The organism is Bernardetia sp. ABR2-2B (assembly GCF_037126435.1).
GTDB lineage: Bacteria > Bacteroidota > Bacteroidia > Cytophagales > Bernardetiaceae > Bernardetia.
This window is the reverse complement of the sequence record NZ_CP147020.1, coordinates 1,576,513-1,591,844: the sequence shown is the minus strand read 5'-3', so window position 1 is coordinate 1,591,844 and position 15,332 is coordinate 1,576,513. Positions and strand designations below refer to the sequence as shown.

Annotated in this window: 14 protein-coding genes; 3 read left to right on the top strand and 11 right to left on the bottom strand. The window is 31.7% G+C overall.

The features are described from left to right. Nucleotides 1-64: 64 nt before the first annotated feature. From WAF17_RS06655 to WAF17_RS06605, 11 genes are all read right to left on the bottom strand, one after another. Entirely contained in the window at nucleotides 65-595 is a 531-nt protein-coding gene (locus tag WAF17_RS06655) for a hypothetical protein (RefSeq protein WP_338767886.1), read from the bottom strand. 211 nt (nucleotides 596-806) lie between these two features. Further along, nucleotides 807-1,208: a hypothetical protein gene (locus WAF17_RS06650; protein ID WP_338767883.1), complete on the bottom strand. Its 402-nt coding sequence runs from the start codon at nucleotides 1,206-1,208 to the stop codon at nucleotides 807-809. A 112-nt stretch (nucleotides 1,209-1,320) separates the two neighbouring features. Beyond that, nucleotides 1,321-2,061 (bottom strand): hypothetical protein, encoded by a 741-nt coding sequence (locus WAF17_RS06645; RefSeq protein WP_338767880.1) that lies wholly within the window; start codon nucleotides 2,059-2,061, stop codon nucleotides 1,321-1,323. Between the two features lie 56 nt (nucleotides 2,062-2,117). Beyond that, a complete protein-coding gene (locus WAF17_RS06640) occupies nucleotides 2,118-3,350 on the bottom strand; it encodes a serine hydrolase domain-containing protein (protein WP_338767877.1) in 1,233 nt (410 codons plus the stop codon). Nucleotides 3,351-3,403: 53 nt separating this feature from the next. Further along, nucleotides 3,404-4,081, bottom strand: a complete 678-nt coding sequence (locus WAF17_RS06635; protein ID WP_338767874.1) for a DUF2306 domain-containing protein — start codon at nucleotides 4,079-4,081, stop codon at nucleotides 3,404-3,406. Nucleotides 4,082-4,093: 12 nt separating this feature from the next. Beyond that, nucleotides 4,094-5,557: an amidohydrolase family protein gene (locus WAF17_RS06630; RefSeq protein WP_338767871.1), complete on the bottom strand. Its 1,464-nt coding sequence runs from the start codon at nucleotides 5,555-5,557 to the stop codon at nucleotides 4,094-4,096. Between the two features lie 32 nt (nucleotides 5,558-5,589). Further along, nucleotides 5,590-6,900 (bottom strand): hypothetical protein, encoded by a 1,311-nt coding sequence (locus tag WAF17_RS06625; RefSeq protein WP_338767868.1) that lies wholly within the window; start codon nucleotides 6,898-6,900, stop codon nucleotides 5,590-5,592. A gap of 195 nt (nucleotides 6,901-7,095) precedes the next feature. Beyond that, nucleotides 7,096-8,544 (bottom strand): serine hydrolase domain-containing protein, encoded by a 1,449-nt coding sequence (locus WAF17_RS06620; RefSeq protein ID WP_338767865.1) that lies wholly within the window; start codon nucleotides 8,542-8,544, stop codon nucleotides 7,096-7,098. A gap of 174 nt (nucleotides 8,545-8,718) precedes the next feature. Beyond that, a complete protein-coding gene (locus WAF17_RS06615; RefSeq protein WP_338767862.1) occupies nucleotides 8,719-9,678 on the bottom strand; it encodes a LytTR family transcriptional regulator DNA-binding domain-containing protein in 960 nt (319 codons plus the stop codon). 34 nt (nucleotides 9,679-9,712) lie between these two features. Further along, nucleotides 9,713-10,201, bottom strand: a complete 489-nt coding sequence (locus tag WAF17_RS06610) for a YHS domain-containing (seleno)protein (protein ID WP_338767859.1) — start codon at nucleotides 10,199-10,201, stop codon at nucleotides 9,713-9,715. Between the two features lie 186 nt (nucleotides 10,202-10,387). After that, nucleotides 10,388-10,963, bottom strand: coding sequence for a YHS domain-containing (seleno)protein (locus WAF17_RS06605; protein ID WP_338767856.1), 576 nt, complete (start codon nucleotides 10,961-10,963; stop codon nucleotides 10,388-10,390). Nucleotides 10,964-11,579: 616 nt separating this feature from the next. Between WAF17_RS06605 and pckA the strand changes: the two genes are divergently transcribed. From pckA to WAF17_RS06590, 3 genes are all read left to right on the top strand, one after another. Beyond that, complete coding sequence (gene pckA, locus WAF17_RS06600; protein WP_338767852.1) at nucleotides 11,580-13,193, top strand: phosphoenolpyruvate carboxykinase (ATP); 1,614 nt, start codon at nucleotides 11,580-11,582, stop codon at nucleotides 13,191-13,193. 368 nt (nucleotides 13,194-13,561) lie between these two features. Continuing rightward, nucleotides 13,562-14,380, top strand: coding sequence for a glycosyltransferase family 2 protein (locus WAF17_RS06595; RefSeq protein ID WP_338767849.1), 819 nt, complete (start codon nucleotides 13,562-13,564; stop codon nucleotides 14,378-14,380). Next, on the top strand, nucleotides 14,364-15,305 hold the full coding sequence (locus tag WAF17_RS06590) for a polysaccharide biosynthesis/export family protein (RefSeq protein WP_338767846.1): 942 nt from the start codon (nucleotides 14,364-14,366) through the stop codon (nucleotides 15,303-15,305). The genes WAF17_RS06595 and WAF17_RS06590 overlap by 17 nt, the downstream gene beginning before the upstream one ends. Nucleotides 15,306-15,332 lie beyond the last annotated feature (27 nt).

Below are 15,332 nucleotides of genomic sequence, written 5' to 3'. Positions count from 1 at the left end.
CAAGCTCTGAGAGCAGTATAAGGAGTAAAATTGAGATTTTTTTGATAGACTTTTAATTTATTTTCTATCTATTCTTTAAGATTATTAGTGTGATTATGTAAATTAATACGATTGCAAATGGAATAGCTATAAATCTATATTCAGGTAAAAGATACCAAAGAATAAGAATTGTAATTATTCTAACTAATGCATGAAAGATTCCAACCCAGTGTTTTATAATCCAAGAGAACGACACCCACATCAATCCACTCATAATTCCAACAGTCATGGGAAGGGAAGAATAATCTATAAGAAAAAATGGTATTGCAATTGAATAGACTAGTATCGCCTGTGCTGTTGTGAAGAGGAAAAGGGCATCAAATTCATTTTTTGGCTTAGTTTTATCTAAAAAGTTCTCACCTGTAAATTTTGATATAAGGAAACCTAGATATACAATGCTGCCAGTTCCAATGAAAATTGACCATGTTGCTACAATAGTAGAAGAAAATAATCCAAATAATCCAATTACTGTCCAAATAATTAACCCTGCTAATGGTGTAGCAAGAAATGGTCGCTTCAAAAATTCAATTCGTTGTTCTTCAAGTGTTCTTTGCATTCTTTTTAAAAGATAGTGGTAAGAAATTGATAAGAAGTAAAGAGGTTTATTAAAATAGTTGGTTTTCCGACAGTTTAGCGTAAAAAGCTTGTATTTTGTTCAAGTCTGTACTAAAGGTCTGGCTTGACCAAATTAAAATAGAAGGAAGACCTTAGAAAAAGAAAGTCGCTAAAATATCGGAAGAACCAAACAGTTTTTTATTATCAATTTATCAAGAAATTATCCATTCTTTGGCAGACTCCTTGTTATCGAAATACTGAGTAGTAAATTTACTCCCTTCATTTTCTTCAAGTGTTTGTTCTATGGAAAGTTGTGCTATCAATTCAGGACTCCTTACAAAAGCAACTCTTGATAATCCTAGCTCTAAAAGGCGAGTAAAAACTGTTGTATTTGTCCATTCCTGCAACTCAATTGATACAGTAAAAAAGTATTCCCTTGTGTCAGAAATAAGTCCAGTGGGTTTATAAATAATACAACATTCAAGATAGTTTAGAAGTTCTTCCTTATACTCTTCCTCAGTCTTGTTTTCAGTTTCAGGTAACCAAGTCAGTTCTATTAAATTATACTCCTCCCAGTATTCCAATAACATATACTTACTTTTGTAAACTTCCATATTTTCTAAGTTTTATCTATTAAGGTTGATTATATGAGATGTATTTCTTTTTTTTAGAGAAAGAAATAAAATAAAAAAAAGCTTTTTTATAAACTCAGTCAATGTACTTAGGTTAGAGTATCAATTTCTTAAATCGGTATTTACCAAAAAAGCCTTCCTTCATTTGAAGCACACGGTGTGTAGACTTATCAATCCAAAATTCACTTGATTGATATTCTGAATAAATTACTTTTACTACCCAACAATCCATTGATTTATTATTCAATGAAATTTCTTCACTTCTATCTACCCAATATTTGTAATATTTAGGAGGTGTTTTTGAAGCAGGATGATAAAAGCTGATAGCAAATTGTTTATCCTCTTCCAATGGCAATGCAGACAAAACTTCTAAATCTAGTTCCCAGTTGAATGAATGTTTTAAATCATCTATTTCAAAAGGTTCTGTATTGTGAATCGTAGTATCCTTATCTGAATACATTTTATTTTCTTCATAGATAAAGTGCTTTTTTTCGACAGACTGTTCTTCATTTTTCAGTTCTTGATGAACTACTTTTTCGCTCAAAGGGCATAACTTTTCATCAAAAGTAATAAGGTATTTATGGAAATTATCTTTATCGTTGGTATGTCTTGTCCAATGAAGTTGATAAGTATTTTCATTTTTAGAAACTGTCCTATCCCAAATTTCAAAGTTTGATTTATAAATAGAATCTTGAATATAGACGATATAAGAATTTTTGCTTTCTTGAAGTTGCTTGATTTCTAATACATCGGTTTGTGTATTTACGGTGTCTATTTGGGCTTGAATATTATTCAAGATAATAAAAATGAAGAGAAACGAAAGAATATATTTCATTGAAAAATATAGTTTTGGTTTAAGTAATAGGTTATTTAAAAAATTGTGTAAAGTGATTAATGACCACTATCTAGAAAAGAAGCGATAGCCTGTTTTATTTTTTGAGCTGTTTGGTTATAAACTAGTTGAGTTTCTTCAACGGAAGCATCACTATTAGTCAGTAATAAAAAACCTTCTGGTTTTTCTTTTGAAAACTCTAGTAAACAAGTCGTACCTGGGTCGCTTCCACTATGTTGTAAAATATTTTTGTCATGTACCCAAAAAACGCCATGATTGTCATGAGCCTGTAAAATTAGCTTTTCACTAGCTAGAAGAGGAGCAAACAACCTTTCAAACCCCTCTGATGAAATCACAGAAGGCTCTGAAAAATGATAACCTTTTATCATTGCCAATAAAAATAAGCTAAGTTCTTCATTGGAAGTAAAAACAGAGCCGTCAGGATAAGAATCATTTCCATATTTAGGCAAAGGGGTATTTTTATCAAAATATAAGGTGGCTAATTTATCATTTGACAATGATGGAAAATATGTACTTTCATTCATTTCTAAAGGTTCAAAGACCTGTTCTTCTACAAATTGATGATAAGGCTGATTGGCTTTGATTTCAATCAAATACGCCATCAAAGAGGAAGCTACATTAGAGTATTCCCACTTTTCTCCAGCTTTTGAAGTAGAAAATATTTCAAGAGAATAATTCGAACCACTTGGATAAAAATAATTTGAAATCAGGCTTTCCAAAGATTTTTTATTTCTTTGTTCTATTCCCATATAGCTTTGCAATAGAGCTGCTCCTTCTGTATTTATGTTTTCTCCATTTTGAATATAATAAACATCAACATAGGCTTCTGAAACATCTAATAAAGAAGAAGTATGTGTTACCAAATGACGAACTTTGATAATGTCATTAGGGTTATTAGGGTTAGTGATTGGATTAGGTAAAATTGTATTAATGTCAGTATCCAAATCAAAATAACCCAATTCTATTGCCTTGACTGTGGCTACGCCCAAAATTGTTTTACTGATTGAAGCAATAGGTTGTAATGTGTTATTAGTATATAGGTTGCTACTTTCAATATTTTGATAGCCAAAAGAGTTTTGATAAGTAATTTCTCCATTCTTCACAATTGCTAAAGAAAAAGCAGGAAGTTCAGACTCTTCATAAACCTCTTGTAAATAGGTAGTGAGTTCTTCTTTTGAAGTAATGGGAGTAATGGTTTCTTCGTCTGTCGTACAGCTAAAAAAAGCGAAAGTCAGACAAGTAATCAGAGTAAATAAATTCGTTTTTTTCATTGTTTTATTTTTGTTAGATGATTTTTAAATTAATAGTAAAATTTGGTTATAAATTATTTAGCTGAAGTTGTAAATTTTTTCTCTACTTGGCTTGTAAAATAAATCAAGATAGGAACGCCAATAAGTGGGGGTAAAGCAAAGGCTACAAATGGATTCATCAAATCAAAACGAGAAACTACCGTTGCCGAAAAAGCTGTAAAAGTAGCAATATAACCTCCCATCATATTGCCGATATGTGCTGTGTACCAGTGAAATGGTTTTGTAGGACGAATAATAAAAGACTTGAGATTAGTATAAGAAATCATAAAACCTCCGATTCCGAAACCAATAGAAAGCAATGCACCAGCAAGATTATTATTTTCTCTAAAAAGGTAATACAAACCCAATCCAATAAAAATAATATTGGCAGTTCCATTGGTAACTCCTGCAGCCCAATCGTACCATTTTGGGTTTTGGTCTTTGTGTAATTTCTTTAATTTCAAAGCACGAACGCCAGAAAAAACGCTGTAATAACTCAAAAAAGCTATCAAAAATAAGAAGCGATTAAATCTGAACCCTGCCACGATGACTCCAGTAATGAAAACTAAAGTCATTGCCCAAAAGTAGATTTTGCCTGATTGGTTGTGCCACTTTTTGCCTTTCTTAGAAAGAATAGCGACTGCACCAGTAATAAGTGCGATAGTTCCCACCAAAACGTGGAAAGAAAGTGTATATCGAACGAAGTTTTCCATAGTTTTTAAAGTTTATTTTTGTACTGCTTTACGCATTTTTTCTAAGACAGTTTGTAGATGATATAATGTGTTGGGCTGATAGTTTTTAGTATTCTCTTCAACCTTTTTAGCAATGTTGATCAATCGTTCCTTGACTGTATTTTGGTCTATAATATTTCCATTTTTTATGATAGAAAATATATCAGAGGTATTCGTAATTTCCTTTAAGGGGTTCGAATTAAGAATAAGTAAATCAGCTTGATAATTTACTTTCACTAAGCCATATTCATTTTGTAATCCTAAATTTTGAGTAGCATTTACGGTAGCAGCCTGAAGAGCTTGTAAGTTGGAAAGCCCCATTTGCTGGACTAGCATTTTCAGCTCTTCGTGTAAGCCTTGACCAGGAATAATAGCAGGTACTCCTACGTCTGTTCCTGCCAAAACGGTAGTTTTTTTTGCTATTGATTTTGCAAATGAGCGCAAAGGCACAATGAGGCTGTCCCAGTTGGTAGGAGCTTCTAAGGCTTGTGTTGTTAGCTGTATCTCCCAACTTTCGATAAGATTTGGTGATAAATATTTTCTAAACTCATTGTTTTTATTAAGTGTATCTGTGGTCAGTTTCTTTAGCTCTTCTTTTGGTCTAAGCCTGTAATTATAGGTTGCCAACATTGTTGGAGTAAAATATACATCAGCCTCTTGTATGACTTGTAGTGTGTTTCCTATCTCTTCTTTAGTCATATTTAAAGATTGCATAAACACATCATGTTCGATGGTAGAAATTCCATTTTCGATGGCAAACTGTATTCCTATATTTTGTTCAATGTGTCCTGTGAAAGAAATATTGTTTTGCTTACAAGCACTTGCAATCGCTTCAAATATTTTTGGAGATTTTACAGTACGAACTTTTATTAAATCAATTCCTATTTTACTCAAAGAATCCACAACGGTCTTTGCCTGTTCTTCTGAAGCAATAGGAATCCTATCTTTGACATAATTTTCTCCAAGAATTTGTTTCAAAAGACCATAAAATCGTGGAGACTCTAACATATAACCTGCCGTTTTGATGGTAGGATAAATATCTTGATTTGGTTTATTTTCTAATGCTCTCCATTTTTTCAAATCTGACCAGTTTCCTCCCATATCTCTAACTCCTGTAACACCATTCAATATAAATAAAGGTATTGATTCTTCTCCAATCATAGACAAATGTGTGTGCATGTCCCACAACCCCGAAATGAGATATTTATCAGAACCATCAATGATTTTTTCAGCTTTGTATTTTAGATTTTTATTATAGGGAAAAATTGACTGTATTTTATTTTTTGTAATTACGAGGTCTTGATAATAATCTATTTCTCCTGTTTCTACATTTATGATATTGACATTTCTGATGACCAAATCTGCACTTATGGATTCTTTTGTGATTTTTTTATTGCAACTTATTAAAGTAAAAATTGAGGCAATGAGTAGAACTAAATATTGAGCTTGATTTTTCATTTTTTATAAAGTGTTTTTAAATTATATTCTGATTAATTTTTATAAAATCCTTTTTTAGCTTTTCTAAAATTGATAATGCGATTGGGATAGATGACAAACTGAATAAAATTAAATTCAAACTGATCAACTCTTGATTTTTTTCCATCTATATCATTGATTTCTTGAAATGGATAATAGCGCAGATTAGTACGCAAAACCCAAGTGTCTAAAGGCGAAGGTACAATGTCCCAACCGAAGATAATTCCGGGGGAAATCATTTCTGTTCTTACTATTTCGCCTTGTTGTGTGTCATTTCTGAAAAGTCCAGTAGCCCATTTTTCAGAACTGATACTTGCACCAATGAAAGGAACAAATCCATTGTAATCAAACAAAAATTTATAGGCTTCGAAGGCTATGGATTGTCTTCTAACAATATGCTCCAAACTATAACTAATAGATTTTGAGGAATAATTGCGATAGCTAAACCCTGTATGCAACTTCGCTTTATAGAAAAAATAGCCTACTCCAATATCAAAATTAAAACTTGATTTGTGTAAGGGTAAAGATTCTAATTCTTCTGAAAATTGAGGTGATTTTATAAAAAAGGAGGCACTCGGAGCAAAGCCTATTGAAAAACTATTGAGTTTTCGTTTAGCTGCTAATGCTGCTGTAATTTTTGCTGTTTTGCCTAATTCTTTTGGTTTTTCTTCTTTTAATGTAAAATCAAAATATCTTACTACACCTAAAGAAAAAGATGTTCTAGGAAGTTTAAAGGTGTTTGCTTGTATTTCTGAACTATAAAATATCTTTTCATTATTCAACAAAAATGTAGTTTCAGCATTGATTTGCCAGTTTTTAAAAGCAAACGAAACTCCTCCTACGGGTATAGGCATAATAAAGCTATCATAGCGTTTACTTTGTGTATCGTTTCCCAAAGTCAAGGTGGAAAAGTCTAAGAATACTCCAGCATAAGGACGTAATTTTTTAAACTCCATTCGCCAAGGGTAATATCTTACACTTAAACTTCCTGCCGAACGATACTCTACCTCTCCATCATTTTGTAGTTTACGACTTCCTAAGTTAATTAAAGGAAGTGTCATATTGAAGTCTAGTTTTCCCCAAAAATGAAGTCCACCAAGATTAAGATGTGGCATAATAGCCATCGGAAATTTTTGTTCTTGATTTTGCCATACCAAACTTCCAGAAATAGGTGTAATCTTCGTACTCAAACCAAAATAAGTTTGAGCAAAACGATGTCTTGTTTTTTTTTCTGTATAGACTTGAGCAGAACTTGAGAAGTGGATAAAAAACAAACTACTCAAGAGTAAAAAACAAATGATTAGACGATAATTTTTCGTTTGCATAGTAATAAAAAAATAGGTTAATAGATTTACTTTTTCAATAACTGATACGGCAAAACTCTACATAAAATCTATGATTTCTATGCCTTTAGAGGTGTTTTGGTAGGAACTGGCAGAGTTTGGTATAAGTGGGAGTAGATTTTGTTTTTCAAAAAAAACAGCCTTAAATTTTCACGTTTAAGACTGTTTTAAATTGACTTATTTTTTAATAAAAACGTCTTCCCCAAAAGAAAAACTAACTGGCTTTCCGTCTTTAATTTGAAAACGAATCACGATGCCATTTCCAGGGGCAAGTTCGATTCGCATACATTCTTCTAGCTCATACGCTGTTGCTATGGTTTTTACATTTCCAGTAGTAAACAGAAGTTTTCCGTCTTCATAACTCACTTTTACTGTTCCAATATTTTTATTTTTGTAACTGCCTATATACTGTTCTTTAGGAAGCGATAACATCCACTCACGTTTGGCAAGTTTTTCGGCATATTTTACTTCTGATTTGTTATAGCGTTTGAATTTCTTTTGTAGTGATTTGATGCCTTTTTTCTCTAGCTTTTTGACTGCTTTTTCATCTCCTAAATGTAAATAGTAGGCATACTTAGCAATCAGATTTCCAATATCCAATCCTAATGAATGATTAATACTTACACTAACACCTATTTTTTCATTTTCTAAGAAAGAAAGATGAGAAGTAAAACCGTGATACCCTCCAAAATGATAAACTACCTTCCTTCCTTCAAACTCTCCAATTCTCCAACCTCTAGCATAACCATTTCCCTCAAAAACATTTATATATTCATGAGCAGCAGAAACTAACTTTTCTTGGTTTTTTTCCACAACTGCGATTGGATAAATAGTTTTACCATTGAGATTGCCTTTATTAATTTGAAATTCTAGGAATTTTGCCATGTCTTCTGCCGAAGTAATTATTCCTCCTGCTGCGTGCATGGTTTTATCTATCTTGAAAAAATCTGATTTCTGAATCTCTTTTCCAAAGGTACTATGATGAGGTTTGGCTAATTTATTTTCATCAAAATCAGAAACTTTTGCAGATGTGTTTTTCATTTCTAAAGGCTTAAAAACCTTTTCTTGAATCAAGTCTTGCCACGTTTTTCCCAGTTCAGCCTTCAAAATCATTGAAAAAAGATAATAGCCATAATTAGAATACATAAACTGCTTTCCAGTTTCTAAGGCTTCACTTTCTTGGTCTATAATTCTCAAAATATCTTCCTCTGTATATTCGCCTGTGTAAGCCAAACGCATAGATACATATTCATTATCAACTCCAATTTGGTGCGATAACAAATCATTAATCGTAATTCCTTCAAACTTTGCTTTTTCTGTGAAATTACTAAACGGTTTGTATTCTGTGATTTGTTTTTGGAGGTCAATTTTTCCTTCATATTCCAAAATAGAAGCTAAAAGTCCGACAAAAGACTTAGTGGTAGAGGCAATATAAAAACCAATAGAATTAGTTGCTTTTTGCTTTGTGTCTATATTCGTATAACCTGCTGTATAAGCGAAAAGCGTTTCGTTATGAGCAACTGCCACACTAATAGCAGGAATCATTTCTAGTTCTGTTTGGATTTTCTCAATGAAGCTAGTGAGTTGTTTTTCCTTTTCAGAAGATTGTGCAAACAGGTAGTTCATAAAAAAGAAGGAGAAAATGAGAGGTAAAAATATTATTCGTTTCATAGTTGGTTGTACTAATTGAATTAAATTTAAAAAAGTATTTAGTACAAATATGAAGGTTTAAATATGACCCAGCACAGTTTTATCACTGTTTTGGTAAGAAATGGCAGTGTTTGGGATAAAATGGAATAACTACGCTGACTTAGTCTTTAAAAGCTCAGATAGCTGTTGTGATTTTGAACGAGAAACAGGAATCTTATTTTCTGTTTTTTCCAAAATTAGCTCTAAGTTTCGTGCATTTCCTTCTACTTTCTGAACTTTTGAAAGATTGATGATATAACTTTTATGACACCTAAAAAAAGTATCTTGAGGTAAATGACCTTCTAGTTTTTTTAGGCTATTTCGGATTAATTCTTTTTGAATTTTATTTTCAGATTTATAAAAAACTTCAATATAATTTCCTTCTGATTGAAGATACAGAATTTCATTAGGCTCAAGTTGTAGCGCAACTTTACCATTTTCGGCTTCTAAAACTACTTTTTTGGGTAAGAGTGTACTTTCTATTTCCTCAACTTTTGCTTTGACTTGTTCTTGAATCTGACTTTGAAGTTGATTTTCAAATTCTGTTTTGAATTTAGCTTGTTTTTCTTGTAACTCAATTTGCTTTTTTTGAAGGGTTTGGTTGAGTGATTGTGCTTCTTTCCATTTTAGTTTTTGATGATGATACTGTTCGTATAAAATCATTATAAGAATTGGAAAAAATGAAATGAGTAACGTTCTGATAAAAATAGATTGAAACAAAAGCCATAAATTCTCAAAACTATTCAAGGCAGCAAAAATTAAAAAGACTACAAAAACAATAAGTGTTAGAATTGTAAAGACTAAACTTATTTCTTTGCCTATTGTCCAGTTTTCTTCTTGGAAAGAATTAGAAAACAACTTTTGCAACCCATTTACTCCTACCCAAATACAAAAAGCTACCATTACACCGAAAAAAACAGCATAACTAAAACGGCTCAAAGCATCAGTTTGAACCAAGCCAAAAGGTACAAAAACCAAAATTACTAGAAAAGTAATCAGACTAGGAACAAGAATGCTTCCTAGAGTAAAAATAAAAGGGTGCGGCTTTTTGAGAAACTTGGGAATATTCATCTTGTAAAACGTATTTGAGCTACAAAATAAAGCATTATTTTACTTCTGACCAGTTTTTGTCTGCTTTTCTCTTTAGATTTTCTTCATCTTCATTCCAATCATCCAATGTGTCTGAAAAGAAATTTTTATAAAAAAGGTAGAGCTTTCCATCTACAATCTTATAGTTCTTTGGGTCCATACTTACTTTTTTATTTTTTGCTCCCATAGCATACGCACACCAGCCACCATACTCAGGCATATATTTTTGAGGGTTTTTGACAAACAAACCTCTGTGTTCTTTAGTAGCAAATCTATAAATTACACCCAAGTATTTAGCAGAAATAGATTTTTTACCTTTTTGAGGTTCGTCTTCCACAAAATAAGAAACTACATCATAGCCTTCAATAGCTACTCCATCATCCAAATTAAAATGTTTTTTACAATGGGTTTCTGTTAGTTTTTGTGCATTTGAGTTTTCTATTATGAGAAAGTTAAATAACAAGAATAGAAATACACAAAGGTTATATTTTTTAGAGATTTTCATCATTTATAAAATTATTCAAAAATTAGTGAGCTACAATAATAGATTTTATAGATAACTCTTTTTTTACTAAAAATAGTATATTTTATATTTAGGGATAAAAAAAACGTGCTTCATGGCATACAGAAGTTTTTTATATTCTGTGTACCACAAAGTACGCATAGAAGGTTTTGACTTTTATACCAAAACTTAATTACTTACCATATTACTCCAGTTTTCATTTGCTTTTTGCTTTATATTTTTTTCGTCTTCGTTCCAAGGTACTTGTGTATCTGTAACTAAATCTTTATAAAAAAGGTGAAGGTCTCCATCTACAATCTTGTAGTTTTGAGGGTCCATAGGTACTTTTTCATTTTTTGCTCCCATTGCATACGAACACCAGCCACCATATAGAGGAATATATTTTTCAGGGCTTTCGATAAATAAATCTCGGTTTTCTTCTGTTGCAAACCTATACGTTGCCCCCAAATGAGTTGTCGTAATAGTTTCTTTTCCTTCTTGAGGCTTTTCCTCTGTAAAATAAGAAACTACATCGTAGCCCTTAACAGCCAAACTATCTACTAAATTGAGGTGTTCTACAAGAATTTTCTCTGTTATCACTTCATTGTGTGGAGTTTCTGTTACCTCCTCTGCTTTGTTTTCTGTTACTTCTTCTTTTGCTTCTTGACTTTGCGAAGTGTCTTTTGAAGTGCAACTATACGTTACTAAAGAAACACAAATAACAAACATAGAAATAAAAAAAGCGTTTTTGCGATAAAATATCATACAGCTATAATTGATTTGTTAAATAATTAAAATTTTTCACTGTGTGATATAAGGGTATTTTTTTTAATTTCCATCATATTTCTTTTTATAATAAAAAGCTGATTTATCAATAAGCCAAGGGTAACCTTTCTTAAACACGATTAAGCCTATTTTATTTCAATTTTTCGGTGTGAATTTTGCGCTACATCACAAAATAATTGTACCTTTGTGTGCAATAATTACAATTTAGATTTTGTAGCAATTAATTTTGTATTTTTGTTTATCAATACTAGCAACTAACTGCTTATGCGTCTATTGCTTTTGAAGCATTTTTTTTTAAAAACACAGTCAAACTTATTAAAAAAAATATTTGAAAAATCATCTCAAAAAACTAATTCTTTTGATTTGATTCTTCTTCTATCCAAAATTAATAAGGGAATATTTTTGAGTGCTGAAAAATGCAGCCTTCTTTTGTCTTTTGTTCTGCTTTTCACTAACTTAACTAAAGAAAATAGAAAAATTACTTCTACTAAATTTATATACTCATTTTAGATATTTTGCCAATTTGTTTTTCATTAGGTATGAAAACGGATTGGTTTTTTTGATTTTATCAATTTAATACACTGACATTTATATTATGCAACAACACGGAGTCAAGTCTAACCAATCAGGAATTGAGGAGCTAGGAATAAAAAAGGCAGCAAATGTATATTGGAACTTGCCAGCAGCAGAGCTTGTCGAACATGCACTAGAAAGAAAAGAAGGTGTTTTGAACGATAAAGGAGCTTTAATGTTTGATACAGGCAAATTTACAGGTCGCTCTCCTAAAGATAGATTTATTGTAAAAGATGCCGAAACTGAAAATTCAGTATGGTGGGGAGATGTAAATATTGCCTTTTCTCCAGAAAAATTTGATGCACTCATGGAAAAAATGATTGCTTCTTTAGAAAATAAAGACCTTTATGTACGTGATGCATATGCTGGTGCAGACAAAAATTATCAACTCAAACTTCGTGTTATTAATACGAATGCATGTTCGAATCTTTTTTGTCATAATATGTTTATTCGTCCAGAACAAACAGAATTTGAATCTTTTGACCCTACTTTTACGATTCTTCAAGTACCTGAATATATGGCAGACCCAGAAGTAGATGGTACTCGTCAGGCTAATTTTGCTATTATCAATTTTACTAAAAAAATGATTTTGATTGGTGGAACAGGTTATACAGGCGAAATGAAAAAAGGAATTTTCTCTGTCTTGAATTATATGCTTCCTCACAAACACAAAGTATTATCAATGCACTGTTCGGCAAATATTGGACAAGAAGGCGATACAGCTATTTTCTTTGGTCTTTCAGGAACAGGTAAAACAACACTTTCGGCAGACCCTAACCGTCCACTTATCGGAGATGACGAACATGGCTGGACTTCTGATTCAGTTTTTAATTTTGAAGGGGGTTGTTATGCAAAAGTAATTGACCTTACAGAAGAAAAAGAACCACAAATTTTTAATGCTGTTAAGTTTGGTGCATTATTAGAAAATACTCGTTTTCATGAAGGTACTAGAAAAGTAGATTATCTCAATTCTTCGGTTACTGAAAATACTCGTGTTGCTTATCCAATTTATCATATTGATAATGCTGTTGAGCCTTCTGTTGGTGGTGTTCCTAAAAATATTTTCTTTCTTACTTGTGATGCCTATGGTGTTTTACCTCCAATTTCTAAGCTAGAAAAAGGACAAGCGATGTATCACTTTATTTCGGGTTATACTGCCAAAGTTGCAGGTACAGAAGTGGGAATCACAGAGCCTCAACGTACTTTCTCAGCTTGTTTTGGTGCTGCGTTCTTGCCATTGCATCCTACAAAGTATGCTGAAATGCTAGGTAAAAAAATGGAAGAATCAAATGTAAATGTTTGGCTTATCAATACTGGATGGTCTGGTGGTAGTTATGGTGTGGGTTCAAGAATGAAACTTTCTTACACTCGTGCTATGATTACGGCTGCTTTAGAAGGAAAACTCAATGATGTGAAGTTTGAAGAACAACCAGTTTTTGGTGTTAAGATTCCTGCTGAATGTCCAAATGTTCCTACTGAAATTTTGAATCCTAAAAATACGTGGGAGAATAAATCTGAATATGATACAACTGCAAATAAATTAGCTACTGCATTTGTAACTAACTTTGAAAAATATGCAGAGTTTGCAAACGATGAAATTATGGCTGGTGCGCCTAAAGCAATGGCAAATTCATAATACAAATAATTCTAGCTACTAACTTTAAAAGTCTTATTCTAAATAGAGTAAGACTTTTTTGTTTTTGAAAACAGAACAAGGCTAGATTAATTGAAAAGGCAAAAGTATTAATATATTTCAATTTATTATTTGAATTGTTTAATTAATAGTAAGCTAGAAAAAAAATATTTATATAATAGTTGATTTTTGTATAAAAATTCGCAATTTTGTGTCAAAGATTCTAAAGAGGAGTAATTATATTTTTTTTAAAATTTAGTGTAGGTATTTCTACCTAAATTAATAAAAATTACTTCATCTATATAAAACGTATTTTTATATAAATAAATAGAATCTGAACAACTAGACATTTAACTTAACCTAAAAAAAAATTGAAAGTTTCCATTGTAACTGTAGTTTATAACAACGTATCAATGGTAGCAGATGCTATTGAATCTGTTTTGAATCAAGATTATCCTGATTTAGAATATATTCTTGTTGATGGAGCCTCAACAGATGGAACTACTGAGTTGATACGCATGTATCAAAACCGTATTACTCGTGTTATTTCAGAAAAAGATGAAGGGCTTTATGATGCTATCAACAAAGGAATTCGTATGTGTAGTGGAGATATTATAGGATTACTCCACTCTGATGATTTTTATCCCAACAATCAAGTAGTTTCTTCTTTTGTCAAAGCCTTTGAAGAAAAAAAGACAGATGCTGTATATGGTGATTTACTTTATGTAGATAAAGATAATACGCAAAAAGTAATTCGTTACTGGCAGTCTGGAGAGTTTGATTGTGAGAGCTTTTATAAGGGTTGGATGCCACCACATCCTGCTTTGTTTATAAAGAAAGAATGTTATCAAAAATATGGCGTGTATGATACTCGTTTCAAAAGTGCTGCTGACTATGAACTTACTTTACGTATGCTCTTAAAAAACAAAATTTCGGCTACTTATCTACCTATGGTAATGGCTAGTATGCGTACAGGAGGAAAAAGTAATAGTAGTTTGAGAAACCGTTTGATGGCAAACATAGAAGATTATAAAGCGTGGAAAATAAATGATTTGCAACCTAAGTTCTATACTCGTTTTATGAAACCTTTATCAAAAATACCTCAGTATTTTCATGGTATTACACAAGAAAAATTAGAGCTTGTTTGTGCTGCTTCTAATTCATATGTTAGCAATGAAGTGGAAGCGTAAACTAGAGAAAGATAGTCATAAACACCAACTTACATTTTATCCTACCTTCAAATCTGATAAAAAAGCAGAATTGAAGGTTATTTTATTATTAAATGCTATTATGAAATATACTACTTACAGTAAATTACTTTTACTCTTCTTGCTCATTATAAGTTTTTCTAGTTGTATTCCCACCAATAATCTAATTTATCTAAAAGGTAAGCCACAAAAAAAACCAAATGTAGGAAGCACTACTCCTTCAAGTTATTCCTTGAACTTTACGTCTTATAAGTTACAAGCCTATGATATTTTGGGTATTAATGTACAAAATATGACGCCTTCAAAATATGATTTAGGTACAGGAGCAGCTACAGTTACGGTAGGAGGAGGACAAGCACAGCAAGGTGGAGGAGGTGGAAATGTTCTTCTTACTGGTTATACGATTAGTGATAGTGGTTACGTACAAGTTCCTTTAGTCGGAAGTTTGCAGGTAGCTGGTCTGACAGTTGAAGAGGCTGCTAGTAAAATTAAGGCTGCTGTAGAAGAGCGTTTTACAGAAGTAATAGTTAGAATACAGCTGCTTACTTTTCAAGTTACTATGCTTGGAGAAGTAGCTGCACCAGGGCAAGTTACAATTTATAACATGCGTATGACTACCATTTTAGATGTAATAGCTCTTTCAGGTGAACCTTTGATTACAGCAAATAGAGAAAAAGTAAGAATTATGAGAAGAAAAGGAGATGTACTAGAAAGTTATTACATAGATCTTACACAAGATGATATTATTATGTCTCCTCTTTTTTATGTACAACCAGGGGATATAATCTACGTAGAACCTCTTAAAGCAAATAAGGCATTAGAAACAAATCTTCCTTTACTTGGAATTGTTACTTCAATTATCAACTTTGCCTTCTTTATAAGTAATTTATTTTTGATTAATCGATAAAATATTTGCTACAATAATTTTATAAAA